General features: G+C 52.9%; 17 protein-coding genes. 9 read left to right on the top strand and 8 right to left on the bottom strand.

Annotated features, from left to right (window positions below; translation table 11 throughout):
• A complete protein-coding gene (locus VF399_04890; protein ID HEX7319676.1) occupies positions 1-3,075 on the top strand; it encodes an efflux RND transporter permease subunit in 3,075 nt (1,024 codons plus the stop codon).
• Positions 3,072-3,653 carry a TetR/AcrR family transcriptional regulator gene (locus VF399_04885; GenBank protein ID HEX7319675.1) on the top strand — a complete coding sequence of 194 codons (582 nt, stop codon included), beginning with the start codon at positions 3,072-3,074 and terminating at the stop codon, positions 3,651-3,653. Before VF399_04890 ends, VF399_04885 begins: the two co-directional genes overlap by 4 nt.
• Before the next feature lie 10 nt (positions 3,654-3,663).
• Here the strand turns inward: VF399_04885 and VF399_04880 are convergent, their stop codons facing one another.
• Genes VF399_04880 through VF399_04845 form a run of 8 tightly spaced genes read right to left on the bottom strand, consistent with a single transcriptional unit; the run spans position 3,664 to position 12,699 of the window.
• Positions 3,664-4,215 (bottom strand): 4Fe-4S binding protein, encoded by a 552-nt coding sequence (locus VF399_04880; protein ID HEX7319674.1) that lies wholly within the window; start codon positions 4,213-4,215, stop codon positions 3,664-3,666.
• A 1-nt stretch (position 4,216) separates the two neighbouring features.
• Positions 4,217-6,142, bottom strand: coding sequence for a transketolase (locus tag VF399_04875; GenBank protein HEX7319673.1), 1,926 nt, complete (start codon positions 6,140-6,142; stop codon positions 4,217-4,219).
• Positions 6,143-6,196: 54 nt separating this feature from the next.
• On the bottom strand, positions 6,197-7,669 hold the full coding sequence (locus VF399_04870) for an Rne/Rng family ribonuclease (protein ID HEX7319672.1): 1,473 nt from the start codon (positions 7,667-7,669) through the stop codon (positions 6,197-6,199).
• A complete protein-coding gene (locus VF399_04865; protein HEX7319671.1) occupies positions 7,669-10,095 on the bottom strand; it encodes a TIGR03960 family B12-binding radical SAM protein in 2,427 nt (808 codons plus the stop codon). Before VF399_04865 ends, VF399_04870 begins: the two co-directional genes overlap by 1 nt.
• A gap of 10 nt (positions 10,096-10,105) precedes the next feature.
• Complete coding sequence (locus tag VF399_04860) at positions 10,106-10,642, bottom strand: 2-oxoacid:acceptor oxidoreductase family protein (protein HEX7319670.1); 537 nt, start codon at positions 10,640-10,642, stop codon at positions 10,106-10,108.
• Positions 10,639-11,391, bottom strand: coding sequence for a thiamine pyrophosphate-dependent enzyme (locus VF399_04855; protein ID HEX7319669.1), 753 nt, complete (start codon positions 11,389-11,391; stop codon positions 10,639-10,641). Before VF399_04855 ends, VF399_04860 begins: the two co-directional genes overlap by 4 nt.
• A complete protein-coding gene (locus tag VF399_04850) occupies positions 11,388-12,437 on the bottom strand; it encodes a 3-methyl-2-oxobutanoate dehydrogenase subunit VorB (GenBank protein ID HEX7319668.1) in 1,050 nt (349 codons plus the stop codon). The genes VF399_04855 and VF399_04850 overlap by 4 nt, the downstream gene beginning before the upstream one ends.
• Positions 12,438-12,489: 52 nt before the next feature.
• A complete protein-coding gene (locus tag VF399_04845) occupies positions 12,490-12,699 on the bottom strand; it encodes a 4Fe-4S binding protein (GenBank protein ID HEX7319667.1) in 210 nt (69 codons plus the stop codon).
• 361 nt (positions 12,700-13,060) lie between these two features.
• On the opposite strand from VF399_04845, the gene VF399_04840 reads away from it, so the two are divergent.
• The 7 genes from VF399_04840 (at position 13,061) to VF399_04810 (ending at position 20,018) form a co-directional block, all read left to right on the top strand.
• Positions 13,061-13,834: a S8 family serine peptidase gene (locus tag VF399_04840; protein HEX7319666.1), complete on the top strand. Its 774-nt coding sequence runs from the start codon at positions 13,061-13,063 to the stop codon at positions 13,832-13,834.
• A gap of 564 nt (positions 13,835-14,398) precedes the next feature.
• The gene (locus VF399_04835; GenBank protein HEX7319665.1) at positions 14,399-15,031 is read left to right on the top strand and encodes a Crp/Fnr family transcriptional regulator; all 633 of its coding nucleotides are present in this window, start codon (positions 14,399-14,401) and stop codon (positions 15,029-15,031) included.
• 82 nt (positions 15,032-15,113) lie between these two features.
• A complete protein-coding gene (gene prfA, locus VF399_04830; protein HEX7319664.1) occupies positions 15,114-16,178 on the top strand; it encodes a peptide chain release factor 1 in 1,065 nt (354 codons plus the stop codon).
• A complete protein-coding gene (locus VF399_04825) occupies positions 16,150-16,962 on the top strand; it encodes a HemK/PrmC family methyltransferase (protein HEX7319663.1) in 813 nt (270 codons plus the stop codon). Before prfA ends, VF399_04825 begins: the two co-directional genes overlap by 29 nt.
• 2 nt (positions 16,963-16,964) lie before the next feature.
• On the top strand, positions 16,965-17,747 hold the full coding sequence (locus VF399_04820; GenBank protein ID HEX7319662.1) for an NAD(+)/NADH kinase: 783 nt from the start codon (positions 16,965-16,967) through the stop codon (positions 17,745-17,747).
• Positions 17,740-19,398 (top strand): DNA repair protein RecN, encoded by a 1,659-nt coding sequence (gene recN / locus VF399_04815; GenBank protein HEX7319661.1) that lies wholly within the window; start codon positions 17,740-17,742, stop codon positions 19,396-19,398. Before VF399_04820 ends, recN begins: the two co-directional genes overlap by 8 nt.
• Positions 19,395-20,018, top strand: a complete 624-nt coding sequence (locus VF399_04810) for a CDP-alcohol phosphatidyltransferase family protein (GenBank protein HEX7319660.1) — start codon at positions 19,395-19,397, stop codon at positions 20,016-20,018. Before recN ends, VF399_04810 begins: the two co-directional genes overlap by 4 nt.
• The last annotated feature ends 23 nt before the right edge of the window (positions 20,019-20,041 follow it).

Here is a 20,041-nt window from a genome sequence, read left to right as displayed (position 1 = left end):
ATGAAGATAACCGAGACTGCAGTTCGCAGACCGCTGGCAATATCCATGGTGTTCCTGGGGCTTCTTGTTTTTGGCGTTGTTTCGCTCAGCAAATTGACCGTGGACCTGTTCCCCAATATCACGTTCCCCATGATGGTCGTGCTTACGACTTATCCTGGTGCCGGACCGCAGGAAACAGAACGCCAGATCACCGAACCGTTCGAGAAAGTGCTGGGCACGCTCAACAATATCGAAGATATCACATCGACGTCATCGGAGAACACGTCAATGATCATGCTTCGTTTTGCCTGGGGATCAAACCTTGACGCCGCGTCAAATGATGTGCGGGACCGCCTGGGCATCGTGCTCCCTTATATTCCGGATGACGCGGACCAGCCGTTGATCTTCAAGTTTGACATATCCCAGCAGCCGGTAGTGATGTTCAGCGTAAGAGGAGACATTGACCCGCTGGAACTGGATAAGATAACGGAAAATATCGCCGACCGTATTCAGCGCGCGGACGGCGTTGCCGGGTCCTATGCCCAGAGCAATACCTTTACCGAGATCCACGTGACCTTCAATCCCGAGAAACTGGTAAGCACCGGGATAACGGCTGACCAGGTGGTCAGTGTCCTGCAGGCTCAAAATCTCAATTACCCGTTGGGTTCGGTCGAAAGCGGCGATAAGACTTACAGCCTGAGGATCATCGGCGAGTACAAAAATCTTGACGACATACGCAAGACCATCGTCGGCAACAGTAATGGCGTGCCGGTCGCGCTTGGCCAGCTCGCGGACATCCGGCTGGAACCGTCGGATGCGGCCGTTTATTCCCGCACTAATGGCGTTTCATCGATCTGGGGAATGGTGCAGAAAAGGTCTGACGCCAACACCGTTAGTGTGTGCGGCAACGTGATGAAGGTCATCGGCGAGATCAGAAAAGAACTGCCGGCTGGGATCGCGATCGATATTATCTTCAATCAGGCGGATTTCATCAACCGCTCGGTGAAAAGCACGGCGGACACGCTGTGGATGGGCGCGCTCCTCGCGGCGATCATCCTCTTCCTTTTTCTGGGCAATCTGCGCGCCACGGTTTTTGTCGGCGTAGCCATGCCCATTACGATATTTTTCACGCTATTCCTGATGTTCATCTTCAATATGAGCCTTAACATCATTTCGCTGGGCGGTTTGACGATCGCGATCGGCATGGTGGTCGACAACGCGATCGTGGTTTTTGAGGCGATATACCGCCACCGCCAGGAAAAGAAAGAGATGCCGGATATAGCCGCGATCGTCGGCACAAAGGAAGTCGGCATGGCGATCACGGCTTCGACCCTGACCACGGTCGCGGTCTTTTTGCCCCTGCTCCTGGTGCGCGGGTTCGCCGCGATCTTCTTTACCCAGCTCGCCCTGACGGTCACGTTCGCGTTGATATCATCGTTGATCGTCGCGATCACGATCGTCCCGATGCTGATGTCAAAATTCCTGCAGATCAAGGAAACCGGACTTTCAAGAACCATGAAAATATTCTACACGAGACTGGAGAACTATTATTCAATCCTCATTAAGTGGGCGCTGACACACCGCAAGACCGTAGCGTGGACAAGCCTTGGTCTTTTCATAATCAGCCTGGCATTGTTTCCGTTCATCGGCGCGGAGCTGAGCCCGAATGTCGACCAGAATGAAATTCAGGTCGAGGCCGAAATGCCGATGGGCACCAAACTGGCGATTACGGATTCAGCGGTCAGCCGGCTGGAAAAAATCATCCAGCAGGAGGTACCCGAATTGGAGAATTCGTTCGTGACCGTAGGCACTGGTTCAGGGTTTACCGCGCTGTTCGGCGGCGGCAGCGGACAGCACACCGCGACTATCTGGATCGGGCTGGTTGAACGCGAACAGCGCAAGCGCTCGGTGACCGATATCCAGCGTGACCTGCGATTAAAGATGAACGGGATCCCCGGGATGGTGACGCGGTTCACTTCTGACCAGTCGATGCTTTTTGGCAGCGAGAAACCGATCGAAATAAAGATCATCGGTTATGACCTCGCCAGATCCAAGAAGATATCAGACCAACTCATGGACATGCTCAGGGGTATTCGCGGTGTTGTCGATATTGAGAGCGATTTCAGCGAAGGCCGGCCCGAGATCCAGTTCATCGTTGACCGGTACAAGGCCGCCCAGTTCGGCTTGACCCCGTACCAGATCGGAAGCATCCTGCGCAGCCGGATCGAGGGAACCGTCGCCACGCAGTACCGGATCGAAGGCGATGAATATGACGTCCGGGTCAGGTTCGGCGAGAAATACCGCGACGCACCGGAAAAAATACGGTCCATGACGGTCACCACGCCGCTGGGCGAGGTTCCATTAAGGAATTTTCTTAATGATACCACGACGGTCGGTCCGGCGCAGATAGAACATGAAAATACGAACCGCATCGTCAAGGTCAGCGCGAACGTTGAAGGCCGGGATCCGAACGGCGCGGCGCGAGAGGTGCAGAAAAAGCTAAAAGATTACCCCAGGCCATCGGATTTTGAGATCAAGCTTTCCGGCGGTTTTGAGGAGATGCAGAACACTTTCCGCGATATCGGCCTGGTCATCGTACTGTCGTTGTTCCTGGTGTATATCATCATGGTCGGCCAGTTTGAATCATTAAAGGAACCGTTCATCATCATGTTCACGATCCCGCTGGGGATCATCGGCGTTCTTTGGATGCTGTTCTTTACCGGGACGACGTTCAATATGCAGAGCCTGCTCGGCGTGCTCATTTTGGGCGGTGTGGTCGTGAACAACGCCATTGTGTACATCGATTACGCGAACCAGTTGCGCCGGAACGAAGGGCGGTCATTAGTTGATGCGCTCGTTGAAGCGGGCCGGGTTAGGATGCGGCCGATCCTGATGACCGCGTTGACCACGATCTTCGGTCTGATCCCGATGGCATTGGGTATTGGTTCGGGTAATGAGATGCGCGCGCCCATGGCGCGTTCCGTGATCGGCGGCATGATGGTGGCTACGTTCCTGACCTTGATCGTGATCCCGGTGCTGTACGCGATGTTCGAGCGCAAGAGCGAAAAAAAAAGGCTCAAACCTGATACGCGATGAAAAATCTTGAAGTACGGAAAAAAATAATCGGCGCGGCGGTGAGGGTCTTTACTCAACGCGGGTTTTTTGAAACCCGGGTCGAGGATATAGCACGCTGCGCCGGGATCGCCAAGGGCACGGTCTACCTGTATTTCAAGGACAAGCCCTCACTTTACGCCGGTATCATTGACGAGTACTTCAACGGCGCGGTGACCATGCTCAAACAGACAGTCAGCGAAAATATTTCACCGACCAGAAAGCTTGAAAAGATCGCCAAAGACTGGGTCCGTTTCATGCTTAGATTCAAGGGCGGGATCGGGCTGGAAATGATCGATAACATGAACCTTACGAGCCGCATCATGAAAGCGATCCACCGTCAGGCGATAGCGAGGGTCGATGAGATCGTCGCATTGATCAGCCGTATCATCAGCGAGGGCGTTGAAAAGGGTGAATTCAGAAAAACCGATCCGCGTATCGGAGCGTACTTTTTCTTGAACGCGGTCCGGGCGGCCTTTTCACTGCATTTTTTCATACCCGCGGTGGCAGGCAAAGAGCAGGAGATCATCAGGATCACGCTGGATGGTTTGAAAAGACGCTGAGGAAAAAGTTTTACCTTTTGGATATTTTTACGGCCTTGGCCGGACAAACCCGGATACATAAGCCACAGCCATAGCATTTGGACCGCGTGATCTTCAGGCGGCCGCCTTTGAGCCTGCGCGCCTTGAAATAGCATACATCAACGCAGCTGCTGCAGCCGGTACACAGCTTCATGTCGGTCTTTTCCACATATTTCCCCTTATCGCAGATCTCTGTGGGATCGAGAAAATAACCGCAGCAGTCATTACAGCAGAAACATATGCCATCGACGATCTTTTTATTTTTATCATTGCGGAACGGACGGCTCACAAGCCATTTGTCATATGCTTCATGCAGAATGCCTTCGGCAAACCGGCGCGTCTTTTTTTTCAGTTCTGATCCGCTGCTGCCGACGTCACCGCGGAAAAAAAGGCAGACATCGATGCGGGAGCGCCGGCATTTACCTTTTTCACGGCTCTCGCGGCAACCACAGTTGCAGACCCAGAAATTCTTGTGCTGCCGGATCAAGTCGGCGGCTTGTTCGAGCGTGCTCACGTAGTGGATCGGTATGGTTTTGTTTGCCATGTTACAGGTTCTTTTTTATTGTCTCGGCCACGGACCCTGCGTCAAGCGAATATTTTTTGTATAAAACATCGGCCTCGTCCGACCCGGCATACTGGGTCACGCCGACTTTTGCGAATTTTGTCCCGCTCTGGATATCGGCCAGGCCATGAGCGATCGTGCAGCCGAGTCCGGTCATGGGGTTGTGGTCCTCATAACTCACGACCAGCCTGGTCGAAGCTGCGGCTTTGATGATAACTCTTGCGACCTCAAGCGGTGATGAGACCGCATATACCCTCGCTTTAATGCCGTCCTTCTTGAGAAGGGCACGGGCCTCGATCGCCTGATCGACCATGGCTCCCGTTGCGAAGATCGCGCAGTCTGATCCTTCGCGAACAATATCCACGGCACCGTAAGCATAAGCATAGCCACCGCCGAATAACGGCTTTCTGGCTTCATCCGTGATAACCGGGAGTTTGGTACGGCCAAGGGCCATTACGAAATTGCCGGGTTGCTGCAGCATGAACCTGGCAATACGGTCAGCCTGGTTGGGATCGCAGGGTACCACGACCTTAAAACCGAATAAATTCCTGAGCAGGCCCAGATAGTCAATGCAGTGGTGGGTTTTACCGTCCGGGCCGACATTATACCCGCAATGGGTGGCGACGATCTTGAGGCTGGTATTATTGATATCATTGATCCGAAGCTGGTTATAGACCTCGTCGACGGCAAAAACGCCGAAGTCGGCCCAGATCGAACACACGCCGTTCAGGGACAACGCGCCGGCAATGGTCGCCGTGGTATGTTCGCTGACCCCGGCTTCAAAGAAATTATGCGGCCTGATGCGGAAAAAAGTCATGGTGCCGACCGATTCAGCAAGATCGCAGTCGAATACCGCGAAGGTATTTTCCGGGTTGGCTTTGGCCATGTCTTCCAGGGCATTGCCCCAGGCCAGCCGCAGATCGGTTTTGTCGGTGTAAGTCCGCGCTAGCGCTTCATGGATAACAGGCAGCGGCATATCTTTGCGGTGAAATCCTTTTATCACGCGATTTTTTGCGTCCGCGGTCAACTGGTCGATCGTGTCCTCAACCCCCAGTTCTTTCAGCGCCTTCGCGCATTCGTCGCGTTTGAGGGCCTGGCCGTGGTAGAACGCCTGGCTCAGCGGTTCGCCCGGGTACTTTTCCCGGTTCTCCATGAACGAAACGCCTTTGCCCATGATCGTGCGACACAAGATCATACGGGGGTTGTTCGCATCAGAACGCGCCCGTCTGATCGCTTCGTGCAGCTGGGCAAAGTCGTGCCCGTCAACCTCGTCGACCTGCCAGCCGTCAGCCAGGTAGTTTTCCTTGATATTTACCGGCATGATATTGCGGGTTCGTCCTGATATCTGGAATTGGTTATAGTCGATAAGCACCGTAAGATCGGTCAGACCGTATTTTTTCGCAAAACGCCTTGCTTCCGCGACCTGGCCTTTCGCCTGTTCGGCATCGCTCATGACCGCGTAGGTGTCGTACTTCAACTGCTTGATCTTCGCGGCCAGCGCAAACCCGCATGCCGCGGACAGACCCTGGCCCAGGTTGCCGGTCGTCCATTCCACGCCGGGCAGGTGGCGCTCGATGTGGCCCTCATAGGGGCCGCGGATACGGCGAAATCCGGTCAGGAGATCTCCATGGTCAATGAAACCAAGACGGGCAAGGCAGGCATAGACGCCAGGCGATGTATGGCCATGGCTGACGATGATCCGGTCGCGCTGCGGGTCATCGGCATTTTCCGGTGAGCTGTTGGCGCAGGAATATAGCGTGAGGTATATGTCAAGCGATGACATCGAGCCGCCGGGGTGTCCGGAACCGGCGATGGTCGTCATGACCAGGATATCGCCGCGGCATAGACGGGCAAGCTCTCGCAGGTGGTCGATCTCTGGTCCGGAAATAGGGCGGTTGAAATCCGGCATGATCAGTTCATTATAATCATTTTCAGCCCTTTGTCACGTCCTCAAGAGCTGCTGCTAAGTGACCAGCATTTTGAAATCATCCTCGGGCACAGCGTAGTCGGCTTTTAACCTGATGATAAGGTTGCCTTCCTTGCCGATCTTGGCCAGCGTGTCAGAATGGTATAAGCTCAGGTAATCGATCACTCTCGGAGAGGCGCGCAGTTCAATGACTTTGTTCTTGATCGTTTTCGCGTTATTCATGAACCATCGTTCGATATTACCGATCATGCTCGACTTTGACAGGATCCGGCCGCGTCCCCGGCAGATCGGGCAGGCTTCGCCGAGCTGATGCGTCAGGCTCGTGCGCGACCGTTCACGGGTGAACTGCAGCAGGCCGAATTCGCTGATCCCGCCGACCCGGTAACGGGCGCGGTCCTGGTGGATCATGCCCTTGAATTCCCGGAGCATGCGGTCGATGTTCTCCTTTTTTTCCAGATCGATAAGGTCGACGACGACCAGTCCGCCGATGTCCCGCAGCCTCAGCTGGCGCGCGACCTCCTTGAGGGCCTCAAGGTTGGTCAAGAGCGCGAGTTTTTCCGCCTGTTTTTCCCTGGACGATTTACCCGTGTTCACGTCGATCGCGAGGAACGCTTCGGTCTGATCGATAATGATGTATCCGCCGCCTGGCAGCCAGAGCTTCCTTTCAAAGATGTCTTTCAGCTGATCCTCGACCCCGTATCGGACGAAGATCGGTTCGTTGTCGCGGTACATCTTGACCCGCGACCTTATGCGCGGCGAGACCTTGCTCAGGTAATCATTGATCAAGCGGTATTTCAGGTCGTTGTCCACGATCAGGTTGCGAACCTCATGATTGAACAGGTCCCTGACGATCTTGATCGTGGTGTCTGGTTCGCGGTAGGCGAGTAACGGCGCCGGCTTCTCCGCTAGGTGCATGCTTTTTTCGTATTCGTTCTTCAAATAGCGCACCTCGTTCTTGATTTCGTCGGGTTTTGCCGATGCCGCGGCCGTCCGGATGATCAGCCCCATGCCATGGGGCCTGACCTCCCGGCCGATCTTGAGCAGTATTTCCCGTTCATGCCGGTTCCGGATCTTCCTGGACACGCCGACATTGCGGGCATTGATGAGCAGCACGATATACCGTCCGGGGATCGAGATGTACGACGTGACCCGGGGGCCTTTGATGCCGTAAGCATCCTTGGTGACCTGAACGACCGTTTCCTGTTTTTCTTTGAGCTTTATGGTTTCCGGGCGGTAGGCCGTGTCCATCTCGACTTCGTTCTCAAAAAGATCGGAGAATTCCTGGAATGGGATCTCATCGAGCGGCAGAAAACCGTTCTTCTCCATGCCGAGGTCCACGAACGCGGCTTTAAGTCCCGAGATCATATTCAATACTTTGGCCTTGTAGATGTTCCCGACCAGACTGCCCTGCTCTGGGCGCTCAACATGATATTCCACGAGCAGGTCGTCTTCCATGATGGCGATCCGGGTTTCCATGCCGGAAACATTTATGACGATATCTTTTTTCATTACGTTACCTCCATTGGTGAGGCGAGGAGACCTTCTTTCTTGATGAACATCGCAGTCCGTGTTATCTTGCATGCCTTGACCTGGTCCACAGGTTCACCGGTCAAGTAGGAAAGAAGATCATACACATTTATCATACCCGGTCCGAAATAGAGACCACAATTCAATGTCTGTTGCTGCACAGAAATGGTTTCGATGGATTCCCTGATATTCTTCGATCCTGATTTGGTCGGGACATACAGGGGCCTTGGATCGTTCATATCGATCGGATTTTTCAATCTTTCGGGCGCGATGCCGATCTCAAAGTAGATCACGTTGATCGAACTGCTGAGCGATGGTGTTTTATGAGGGAGCGAGCGTACGTCCAGGACCCTGATCCCCGGCGGAAAACGGCTGTTAAGTTCCCTCGATATATTCGAGAAATAATCACCGACCAGATAGCAGTCGAAAAAATCGCCTTTGGACACGATGCCCACGCTTTTTGGGGGTGAGAATGAGACCCGGGGCAGGGGCGAATAACCCTGGGTGTATTCAATGGGCAGGTCTGACCGCCGGAGCGCCCGGTAGATCGTGCGTGTTATGTCAAGATGGGAAGCGTACCTGAATTGCTCGCCGACTGAATATTTGACGCGGAACGCCTGCGATGATATGTCCCGTTTCGGGTAGCGGCCGTAGTTCAGATATTTTTCCGGCAACGTTTGCTCGCTGTGCCGCGGTATATTCTGGCCATCAGGGCACGCGCCGCACGGCGTACAGCCGTGATAAAAACAATTGTCAGTCGCTTCCCCGGCCGACGAGCGGGTGAGTTCCTGCTTGAGAAAATCCTTGGTTACGCCAACGTCAATGAAATCCCATGGATAGCGGTCAAGCGGCTTCAGGTACGCCTGGGGATCGACGCCGGTTTTCTCAAAAGCTTGCTGCCAGCGCTGAAAATCGAATTCCTCGCGCCATTCCTCGAACCGGCCGCCGCGCTTATATACCTCCTCGATGACCTCAAAGCCCCTGTCGTCGCATCGGGAAAGGAACGCTTCGATGAACGAGACTTCGGGTGACTGGTAATTCAGTTCCAACCGGGGTTTTTTCAACCGGCGGATGGAATTTATCTTTTCCGTCAGCTCCGCGACCGGCAGGAAGCCGGTCGATTCGAAAGGCGTATGCGGTTTGGGGATGAAGGGAGATAACGAGAGTTTGATCGTGCCTTTCGGGAACGCCTTGAGGATATCGGTCACCAAATCATTGATGGCCCGCACGTCCTGGTCGTTTTCACCGGGCAGCCCCACCATGAAATAGAGCTTGACCTGTTTCCATCCCTGACGGTTAGCGATATTGATGGACGATATCATTCGCTCGTTGGAAAATGATTTATTGATCCGCTTTCTAAGGTCATCGCTGGCTGTTTCCGGGGCAAAGGTAAGACCGGTTTTTTTTACTTCTTTGAGCAGGACCGCAAGCTCTTCACTGAACAATTCGCCGCGCATGGCCGGCAGCGATATGCAGATGTTCTTTTTTTTCAAGATCTCGTTAAGCCTCCGTACGAGATTCAAGAGACCCGGGTAATCCAGGATGGAAAAGGATAAGAGCGATACCTCCTCCCAGCCGGTTTCGCGAATGCCGCGCTCCACCGCCCGGATAATGTCATCGGCCGGGCGTATCCGCAGGGGACGGTTCACATAACCCGACTGGCAGAAGCGGCAGCCCCAGGTGCATCCGCGCATAACTTCAATCGCCAGCCGGTCATGGGTTATATCGCTGATCGGCAGGATCGCCGGCGAAGGCAGTGCGTCGTCGGTCAATTCCGGGACCACGCACTTCTTTATGACCTTGGACTTGCCGTGGATCTGTGGCACCCATATGCCTTCGATGTTCGCGAGCGCCGAAAGCCGTTCATGTTTTTTGATCTTAGGGATACCCAGCAGTACTTCGGAGATCCGGAGAGTGACTTCCTCGCCGTCCCCCAGCACAAAGGCATCAAAGACCGGGCTCAAGGGATTCGGATTGAGAGCCGCCGGCCCGCCGGCGATCAGGAGCGGGTGTTCGGCACCGCGCTGCGCCGCCCGGAAGGGTATCTGTGAAAGTTCCAGAACGTACAGGACCGTCGTATAGCTCAATTCGCTCTGCAGGCTGAAACCCAGCAGATCGAATTCCTTGACGGATTTTTTTGACTCCAGGCCGAAGATCGGAATGTTGCGGGTTCGGCACTGCTCACCGAAATCAGGCCAGGGGGCAAAGATCCTTTCGCATTGGATGTCCGGTACTTTGTTGAAAAGGTGATAGATGATCTTTATGCCGAGGTTCGACATACCGATCTCGTAGATCTCGGGAAAGACGATCCCCACGTGAACGGGGGTACTGGATTTCAGGGTTATGTTGTATTCGCCCCCTGTGTATCGAATTGGTTTTTTTACGAGCGGCAGGATTTCGTCGAACATTACGGGGATCTTACTTAATTAACTCATATCCCTTCGCCAAAGCTTTTTCGTTCAATTTCAACTGCTCTTCGGTCGCCCGGCCGAACCTTTTGCGCTGGGCCTTATAAAGCGTCTCAAGTTTCAGCAATTGGGTCTTTTTGACCATTGAACCCAGCATTACCATGTTGGCGATGCGTCCCGTGCCGAGCTCTTCCGCGATCGCGTTGGCGTCGATGGCGAACACTTCGATGTCGGTCCTTTTCGGCTGGGATTTGATGAGCGTGCGGTTGAAGAACAGCAATCCGTTCGCTTTAAGCATGGGTTCGAATTTCAAAAGCGAAGGTTCGTTCATGATAAGCACGATGTCGGGGTTAGCTACGACCGGCGACGCGATCGGTTCATCGGCAACAACGACCGAGCAGTTGGCGGTGCCGCCTCTCATTTCGGCGCCATAGGAGGGGAAGAAGGTCACGTGCTTGTTCTCGAGCAGGCCAGCATAGGCAATTATGATGCCGGACGAAACGATCCCCTGGCCGCCGAATCCCGATAAGATTATTTCCCTGGTCATTTCTTCTCCTCCTTACCGCGGTTCCGAACTTCCCCGACCGGATAATATTTCATCATTACATCGTTGATCCATTTTTTTGCCTGGACCGGCGTAACACCCCAGCCCGTGGGGCACATTGACAGGACCTCGATGAGCGAAAAACCCTTGTTCTGAAGCTGATAATTGAAAGCGGTCTTCAGGGCTTTCTTGGTCTTGATGATGTCCTTGGGCGTGTGCACGGTGGTGCGTTCCAGGTAGATCGGTCCATCCAGCGCGTTGATCAACTCGACAACCTTGATGGGGTACCCCTGTTTGGCGATATCCCTGCCCTTGACCGAGGTCGTTGATTTCATGCCTGGCAGTGTCGTCGGCGCAAGCTGGCCGCCGGTCATGCCGTAGATCGCGTTATTGATGAAGATCACGCTGATATTTTCGTTGCGCGCTGCGGCATGGATGGTTTCCGCAGTGCCGATCGCCGCCAGGTCGCCGTCGCCCTGGTAACTGAAAACAAAGCACTCGGGCCGCGCGCGTTTTATACCGGTGGCGACCGCGCAGGCACGGCCGTGCGGGACCTGGATCATATCGCAGTTGAAATATTCGTCGGCAAAGACCGAACAGCCTACCGGCGCAATGCCCACGGTTTTTTCCCGGACATCCATTTCCACCAGCAGTTCACCGATGAGCCGGTGGACGATGCCGTGCCCACAGCCGGGACAGTAGCGCTGGTTGACGGATGTCAATCCCTTGGGACGTATGAACATCGGCTTCATTTCGCACCCCGCGGTAATGAGATCAGTTTATCGCAGATCTCCTGGGTCGTGGGTATGCCGCCGCCCGGCCGGCCGTGGAAATACACGGGTACGCGGCATTCGATGGCCAGTTTCACATCCTCGATCATCTGGCCCAGGCTCATTTCGACCACCAGGATATTTTTAGCGCGTTTCGCGATGGCATTCAGGGCGACGGCCGGAAATGGCCATAGACTGATCGGCCTGAACAAGCCCGCTTTGATACCTTTGTCGCGCGCCATCTTAATGCCGGCAGCCGATACCCGCGCCGAGGTGCCGTAAGCGACGACCACGACTTCCGCGTCGTCACACTGGATCGCCTCATGCCTTTGTTCGTTCTTTATAATGGCCTGGAACCTTTCATTGCGGCGCCAGTTCCATTCTTCGAGCTTGCCGGGTTTCAGGTCATAGGAACGCACGACCCGGCGTTCGCGACCCTGGCACCCGGTAAGCCACCAATCTTGAGGGGGAAGGTTCTTGGGATCAACCGGCTTGAAGCTGAATACGATCGGTTCCATTATCTGCCCCAGCAATCCATCGGCAAGAATGACCGCGGGCACGCGGTATTTCTCGGCCAGCTCAAACGCCAGTTTGGGGAACTCGAACAGTTCCTGGGCTGAATTGGGTGCCAGGACGATCGTGTAATAATCGCCGTGTCCGCCGCCCCTGGTCGATTGGAAATAATCCGATTGCGCAGGCGCGATATTGCCCAGACCAGGACCGCCGCGCACAACATTGACGACCAGGACCGGGATGTCAGAACCGGCGATATAGGACAGACCCTCTTGCATCAAGCTGATACCCGGCGACGACGACGAGGTCATGACGCGCGCGCCGGTTGCGGCTGCTCCGAACAGCATATTGATCGCCGCGAGTTCGCTTTCCGTTTGCAGAAATACACCGCCGACTTCATTCATGCGGATCGACATGTATTCGGGGACTTCATTCTGGGGGGTTATGGGATAACCGGCAAAGAACCGGCAGCCCGCCGCGATGACCCCTTCCACGATCGCATGATTACCGTACATCAATTCTTTTGCTGCCACTGTGCCTCCTAAAGAATGGGAATTAGGTTAGGGTTCACTTATATACCTCGACCGCCGGTTCAGGGCATACAATGTAACAGTATCCGCATCCGATGCACTTGCTCATGTCAGTCACTTCAGCCGGGTGATAACCGCTTGAATTTATCCGGTCGGGCGACAATCTCAGGATCTTCACCGGACAGATATCATCACAACAAAGACCACAACCTTTGCAGATATCTTCCAAAAATTTCGCTTCGGGCATTAATCCTCCTTGGATCGACCCGTATTGATCGCAGTTGGACAACTCTGCGCTATTTCAATTGTATTGTTATGTTCATGTGAAGTTGATTGTAAACTGCCGGTTTGAAATCGTATAATGGACATGCTGGATCTTGTTATTATACCCAGGCGGGGGTAAATGTCAATAGAAAACATACTTGTTTCTATCAACTAATTATTTGGTCATTCTATAATAACCATCCTCATTTGATGATGAGGATATACTTAGTATCAAACTGAAAAACGGTAGCAAGTCAGTATAATAAACCCTTGACAAATATAAAGATCGACGATATAACGTCAAAAGGCAATAAATGTATACAATTTATGTTTTTAGCCTGATTATGTTATCAACTATACATCCTGATTTATTGGAAAAACTGTCGTGCATGGATGAACATCAAAAGATCGATATTATCGTGCACATGAAAAACCAGATGATGTTTTCTCAGGCTCCTGTCAATCTCGCCACCGCGATGAAAGTCAAATTGCTACAAGATCATGCGCAAACATGTCAGGAAGATATATTAAACTACCTTGCCGCGTTTTCTGACCAGGTCGAGGATATCAAGTCTTTTTGGATATTCAATGGATTATCAATGAAAGCCACCAGAACTATAATTGAAATGATGGCTGAACGTGAAGATGTCGCATTCGTAACACTCAATGACAAAATCTACCTTGACGATGACAACACATACACGCCAGTCGAGGGCGTAAGGACACCGGAATGGAATATCAGCAAGATCAAAGCGGATTCATGCTGGCTGGAAGGTTATACGGGTACTAACATCATTATAGGTACTTTAGACAGCGGCGTTGATACTTCTCATGTTTCTGTCAAGGGAAAATGGATCATCGGCGGTTGGTTTGACGCAGTCTACGGATATCCTTACCCTTACGATGATCAGGGGCATGGTTTATTCACGACGGGGATAATCTGTGGCGGCGATGGAACAGGACCAATGGCCGACGATATCGGCGTAGCACCGGGTGCAAAATTCATTTGCGCAAAGGCATTTGACTATTCGGGGTCTGCAACTATCTCGGCTATTCACAGTTGTTTTCAATGGTTCGCCACGCGGGAAGCTAAGATCCTGTCAGACGGCACTTTATAAAGTGGCTATCATAGATTTAGGAATTACCAACGGATCCAGTGGGATAACATTCGATCTCGTTATTGATAGTATTTATATTCGCACATATAAAAACAATGCTGGGGGATATGTCCTTTTTGGACAATCGGATATACTGCGATTTAGTGGTGTCGGTGTTAGCAGGAAAGAGTGTGCATCTTTTAGAACTTCGATTGATTATCCGCATACCGACAATGATCGGGCAACTTACATTGTCAAAATTCGTATATTCGGTTCCTATGAGTAGATAACAGCGATTGAATTTTTTCCGAAATTGACGTTTTTCTAAATACTGATCGCCCGACAATAGAATCATAATCGACGCGCGTAAGGCAACGCAATCAGTGCGTGCAGGGTTGGGTCGCAAGGCTGTTCAATTTTACCCTGACATGAAGGTGGTAGCCCGGCAGCTAAGTTTTTTCGATTTTTTCGCGTGATGTTTTAAAGTAATATTTAAAAAAAACGTAGAAAACGACACTGTTGACTTTGCAGGATTTTTCTATAATATTATGATAGAATCAGGGACATTTATGAAGGAGGACGCACATGGTTGAAGGAATGGAAAAGAAACTAAATATGGGTGAAGTTCTATTTAATGAGGGAGATAAAGGTGACGCGATGTACTTGATCAGGGAAGGGAAAATAAAGATCTCGAAGGGTAAAGGCGTCGATGAGAAAGTCCTGGCGATCCTGAAGGACGGCGATTTCTTCGGCGAGATGGCGATCATTGACGGGTCGCCCCGTTCCGCCCATGCCGTTGCCGTCGCTCCCACATCATTGCTGGTGATCGACAAAGAGACTTTTAAGGCAAAGATCAGGGAAAACCCGCTCATTGAATATGTCCTGGAGACCCTGACCAAGCGTTTGCGCAACACTGACGAACAGATAAAGCTTTTGACCATCAAGAGCGAAGAACGCCGGGTTGTCGCATATATCATAACTAAGGCGAAGGAAACCGGGAAAACGGTAGACGGCGGCATCGAGATCAGCCCGTTCAGCGTCGAAAATATGGTCCAGACCACCGGTATCGATGACACAAAAGTACAAGATTACGTGAACAAGCTGGCACAAGTTGGATTGGTCACGGTTAAGGAAAACAGTATGGTGATCCGCGGTGTCAGCGATCTTGATGACTATCTGCGTTATATCGCATTGAAGGAGAAATTCGAAAAACTGTAAAAGACAGCCGCGGCTGCGACCGAACATGCTCTAGGATCATCACCATAATCCGTATTGGACCACCGTATTAATCCCTGCTCATATGAATTTGTATAATGAACGAAGCCGGAAAATAGAAAGATTCGAGGAACTCGGGACATTGCTTTCAAAACCGGACGTGTTGAAGAATTCCAAGGAATATGCGGCGCTATCGCGGGAATATAAAAAGCTGCAGTATATTCTTCAGAAATACAACGAACAGGACGCCATCAATCAGCATATGATGCAAGCTCAGGAGATCCTCGACCAGAATGACGCGGAGTTACGGGCGCTGGCGGAAGAAGAGATCAATAATCTGAAAAACCGCCTGCAGGAGCTCGCAACCGAGATCACCGACCTTTCCAATCCTTTTTATGAAGAATACCAGCGTGACTGCATTGTTGAGATCCGGGCGGGCGCCGGCGGCAACGAAGCTTCCTTATTTGCCGCCGATCTTTTCAGGTTGTACACGAAATTCATAGAAAGCAAGCATTTGAAATGTGACGTGCTGTCGTCCCATACGAGCGAAGTCGGTGGTTACAAGGAGATCATATTCGCCGTTGAGGGTGAAGGTTCGTTCGGATTGTTCCGATATGAAATGGGCGTGCACCGCGTGCAGCGGGTCCCGGTGACCGAAGCGAGCGGCCGCATTCACACTTCGACCGTGACCGTTGCCGTGTTGCCCGAGATTGAAGAATCCCAGGTCAACATCAATCCCGACGACCTGAGGATCGACACTTTTCGGGCTGGTGGTCACGGCGGTCAGAACGTCAACAAGGTCTCGTCGGCGGTAAGGATAACGCATATGCCGACCGGGTTGGTCGTGACCTGCCAGGATGAGCGATCCCAGCATAAGAACCGCGAAAAAGCCATGAAGATATTACGGGCGCGGCTGGCTGCGATCGAGGAGGAAAAAAGAGATAAGGCCGTGACTTCGCAGCGGCGAAAGCAGATCGGCTCGGGTGACCGGAGCGAGAAGATCAGGACGTACAATTTTCCCCAAAACCGCCTGACCGATCACCGGATCGGTTTGAGCCTTTACAATCTGCAAACGATAATGGAAGGCCATCTCGATGAACTGATCGCCGCGCTGGAGCAGTATGAAAGAACTGATCAGGAAAGTCAGTAGCGAGCTTAATATATCGCGGTCCGAAGCGGAAATGGTCGTGGCTTCGCTATTAGACCAACCCCGATTTGAAATGTATTTCCGCGACCGGCTTGATGACGACGCCGAGTTCTTACTGCACGTGCGGCTGGAACAATTCAAACGCGGCGTGCCGCTGGAATACCTCACCAAGAGGGTACAGTTCATGGACCTGTCCCTGCATATCGCCCCCGGTGTATTTATTCCCCGCCTGGAGACCGAATATTTCGTTACCTTGATCGGACAATATGTGCCGGACCAGCCTTTAAAAATCCTCGACATCGGCACCGGCTGCGGTGCCCTGGCGATAAGCCTGGCCCGGCAGTATCCCGGCGTCCAAGTTATCGCCACTGATATTTCCCGGCGGGCATTGGACTCGGCGCGCATCAACTGTTTTTCATACGGAGTGAGCGAACGGGTCTCGCTGGTGCAGACCGACATGTTGAATGCTTTAAATACGGCGTTCGATCTGATCGTGTCAAATCCCCCATACGTGCCCTCCGAACGCCTGGGATCCCTGCCCCGGAGCGTCAAGGAATTTGAACCGCTTAAAGCGATCGATGGCGGCGGGACTTGCGGAACCGGGTTTATCCGCGCCCTGATCGACGCGGGCATGCACCTGCTCGCGGCGCGCGGCATAATGGCGATCGAGATCGACGAAGATCAGGCCGAACTGCTGGACAAGATCATTGACCCGGCGCGGTTTCGGCACGAGTTTAAAAATGACCAGTTCGGACGGGTACGTTATTTGTTTTTAAAGAGAGCGTGATCATGGAAAAGATTAAGATAATCTTTAATAAGAAAAAACCAGTGGCACGACGTGTTGCTGCCGTGGTTAGACGTCTGCTGGCAAAAAAAGGATTCAAATTTTCGGAGCACCCCGATTTCATTATCGCCCTGGGCGGCGACGGGACACTCCTGGCAGCAGCTGCAAGCAGCGGCAAACGGGGGATTCCGATCCTGGGTGTCAATCTGGGAGCTCTGGGATTTCTAACGGACGTGACCATAGCGCAGCTGCCGGTGATCCTTAACGCCGTGCAGCACGGACGATACCGTTTTGAAAAGCGCATGGTCATCCAGGCTACCTACGGCAAAACGGTCCTGTACGCCCTCAATGAACTCACGATCAGCACCTCAGTACCAGGACGGGTGGTGGAGTTCTCCGCGACCATCGACGGCGAATACATGTGCCGTTTTGTCGCCGACGGCATAATAATCGCGAGCCCGACCGGTTCGACTGCTTATTCGCTGGCGACCGGCGGACCCATCCTGCTGCCGCACACGGAGGGCATCGTGCTCACGCCGATCGCGCCCCATACTCTGTCAGTGCGGCCCCTGGTCTTGCCTGCCCGCAGCAAGGTGGACATTGAGATCGGTCAGAAAGGCAAGGCGATCCTTGTCGCCGACGGCCAGCGCCGGCGGCGGATCCGCAATGGCCAGCGCATAAGGTTCGAAAAAGCGGATTACTGCATAAGATTGATCAAACCGCTGCAGGCGACGTTCTTCAAGACGCTGAAAGAAAAAATGAAATGGGGCGGTCGAGAGGATGCTTAAGCACATTCATATAAAGAATTTCGCGCTCATGGATGATCAAGCCATCGATTTTGAGCCGGGGCTTACCGTAATCACGGGCGAAACCGGCGCCGGTAAATCAATGGTCGTAGAGGCGATCGCCGCGTTATGCGGAGAGAAGATCGAAGACCTGTCGATCCGTAGCGGTAAGGATTTTGTAGAAATATCAGGGATCTTTGAACCTCCCGAACCGGCGCGCGAACTTTTAAAGGCATCCGGCATCGAAGCCGGTGATGATCTTGTTATCCGCCGCCGCTCGGAACGGGGCAAGAAACAACAGTCATATGTGAACGATCATGTCGTCAGCATCGGATTGCTCAAGGATGCGGCGAAGAAGATCATTGACCTGGTAGGTCAGTATGAAAATCAATCGCTATTTTCCCCCCACAATCACCTGCTTCTGCTGGACCATTATGCCGGGTTTGATGAACCGTTAACTGAATGCCGAACGCTTTTTCAAAATTACCGCGAGCTGCTGCAGCAGCTCACGGACCTGACCGCGGCGGCAAAGGTAAAGGGCGATCGCCTGGAAATACTGCGCCATGACATCAATGAGATCGAGAAGGCAAACCTGCGCGCGGACGAGGAAGAAAACCTGCTGCTCGAGAAAAGCCTCCTGGCCAGCGGTGAAAAAAGGTCAAAGCTGTCAGCCGAGATCCTGGGTCTGCTTTACGAAGGGGATGAAAATCTCTATGGCACTGCGGCCAGGATCAAGAAACTGGCCGGCGATCTGTGCCAGCTCGACCCACGGCTCAATGAGTTCGCAAAGAAGATGGAATCGTTATCAACGCTTGCCGATGATGTTTACCGGGAGATATGCGAGTATCAGCAGAAGATCGATTTTTCCGCAGAACGTCTGGAATACGTTCTGGGCAGGCTGGAGACGATCACCAGGTTAAAGAAAAGGTTCGGTCAATCGATCGCTGACATCCAGGCCTATGCTGAGATCTCGCGGCAAGAACTGGCGGCGATCGAAAATTATGACGAAGCGATCCAGTCCCTGAATCAGCAAACCGCGGAAAAAAAATCAAGGCTCATAAAACTGCAGGAGAAACTCTCGCAGAAGCGCAAAACAGCTGCCCGGGCACTGGAAAAGAAGATCGGTGATGTCCTGCATCACCTGGGCATGGAAAAAGCGCAGTGCGCGTTTTATTTTACCGGCAAGGATATGGACGAAGACGGGAAGGATGAAGTGGAATTCTACATATCGACCAATCCCGGAGAAGAATTGAAGCCTTTGCGGAAGATCGGTTCCGGCGGCGAGATCTCGCGCATTACACTGGGCTTAAAGACGATCCTGTCGGCGGCGGACGGCATCCCGACGGTCATATTCGACGAGGTCGATACCGGGATCGGAGGCCGGATCGCCGAAGCGGTGGGCGAACTGCTGTCCCAGGCCAGCAAAACGCACCAGATCATCTGCGTCACCCATTTGCCGCAGATCTCCATGTACGCCGATACCCATTACGCCGTCCAGAAGGAAACAAAGACAAAAGAGACATTTGTCCGGATCGTGAAGCTGGACGGCGATATGCGCACCGCCGAGATCGCGCGGATGCTGGGCGGGAAAGAGATCACGAAAAAAACCCTCGAGCATGCGGCCGAGATCATGCAGAAAGGCAGGCGCCGATGACAACCGGGGCAACTGATCTGCAGACCGGACGGCGGGGGAACCGGATATGGACCGCGGCTAACGCCCTCACCGCATCCCGTATTCTGCTCCTGCCGTTTATCATCGCCAGCATAATCACGCAGCACCGGATCACAGCCCTGGTCATCATGCTGATCTCGCTGGGGACGGACATTTTTGACGGGTATATTGCACGGCATTTCAACCAGGAAACAGAATTCGGCAAGATCCTGGATCCGGTCGTTGACAAAACGTGCCTTGCCGCGATCCTGATCGCCCTGCTGGCGGTCCATGCCATACCGCTCTGGGTGGTGTTGATCATTATCGCGCGCGATCTTTTCATCCTCGGAGGCAGTTTTGTCATATGGCGGCAGCGGAAGTTTGTCTTCAAAGCCAATAACCTCGGCCGCGTTGCCGGGTTGTTGTTCGGCGCGCTGGTATGTGCCTTTACCATTAATTGGACGATCGTTGGGATCGTGATCCTCGCCGCCGCGGTGCCGGTGATGATGATCGCGTTCTTAATATACCTGCAACGGTATATCTCGGCCGCCAGGGACGACTCCAAAGATAAAGATGTCGAAGGCAAGCGCGGCGAAAAAGACATTAATGAAAAACCAGTCTAGCTGGTTTGTCGTTGTATATTCAG

The organism is bacterium, from assembly GCA_036382775.1.
Taxonomy (GTDB): Bacteria; Hydrothermota; Tepidihabitantia; order SM23-42; family JAOAFX01; genus DASVHD01.
Note: the sequence above shows the minus strand (reverse complement) of the source record. Positions and strands in the feature narration are given on the sequence as shown.

Bases quoted from the DNA above. Each gene is read 5' to 3' on its own strand.
- VF399_04890 (HEX7319676.1), top strand. From the start codon at position 1: ATGAAGATAACCGAGACTGCAGTTCGCAGACCGCTGGCAATATCCATG.
- VF399_04885 (HEX7319675.1), top strand. From the start codon at position 3,072: ATGAAAAATCTTGAAGTACGGAAAAAAATAATCGGCGCGGCGGTGAGG.
- VF399_04880 (HEX7319674.1), bottom strand. From the start codon at position 4,215: ATGGCAAACAAAACCATACCGATCCACTACGTGAGCACGCTCGAACAA.
- VF399_04875 (HEX7319673.1), bottom strand. From the start codon at position 6,142: ATGCCGGATTTCAACCGCCCTATTTCCGGACCAGAGATCGACCACCTG.
- VF399_04870 (HEX7319672.1), bottom strand. From the start codon at position 7,669: ATGAAAAAAGATATCGTCATAAATGTTTCCGGCATGGAAACCCGGATC.
- VF399_04865 (HEX7319671.1), bottom strand. From the start codon at position 10,095: ATGTTCGACGAAATCCTGCCGCTCGTAAAAAAACCAATTCGATACACA.
- VF399_04860 (HEX7319670.1), bottom strand. From the start codon at position 10,642: ATGACCAGGGAAATAATCTTATCGGGATTCGGCGGCCAGGGGATCGTT.
- VF399_04855 (HEX7319669.1), bottom strand. From the start codon at position 11,391: ATGAAGCCGATGTTCATACGTCCCAAGGGATTGACATCCGTCAACCAG.
- VF399_04850 (HEX7319668.1), bottom strand. From the start codon at position 12,437: ATGTACGGTAATCATGCGATCGTGGAAGGGGTCATCGCGGCGGGCTGC.
- VF399_04845 (HEX7319667.1), bottom strand. From the start codon at position 12,699: ATGCCCGAAGCGAAATTTTTGGAAGATATCTGCAAAGGTTGTGGTCTT.
- VF399_04840 (HEX7319666.1), top strand. From the start codon at position 13,061: ATGTTATCAACTATACATCCTGATTTATTGGAAAAACTGTCGTGCATG.
- VF399_04835 (HEX7319665.1), top strand. From the start codon at position 14,399: ATGGTTGAAGGAATGGAAAAGAAACTAAATATGGGTGAAGTTCTATTT.
- prfA (HEX7319664.1), top strand. From the start codon at position 15,114: ATGAATTTGTATAATGAACGAAGCCGGAAAATAGAAAGATTCGAGGAA.
- VF399_04825 (HEX7319663.1), top strand. From the start codon at position 16,150: ATGAAAGAACTGATCAGGAAAGTCAGTAGCGAGCTTAATATATCGCGG.
- VF399_04820 (HEX7319662.1), top strand. From the start codon at position 16,965: ATGGAAAAGATTAAGATAATCTTTAATAAGAAAAAACCAGTGGCACGA.
- recN (HEX7319661.1), top strand. From the start codon at position 17,740: ATGCTTAAGCACATTCATATAAAGAATTTCGCGCTCATGGATGATCAA.
- VF399_04810 (HEX7319660.1), top strand. From the start codon at position 19,395: ATGACAACCGGGGCAACTGATCTGCAGACCGGACGGCGGGGGAACCGG.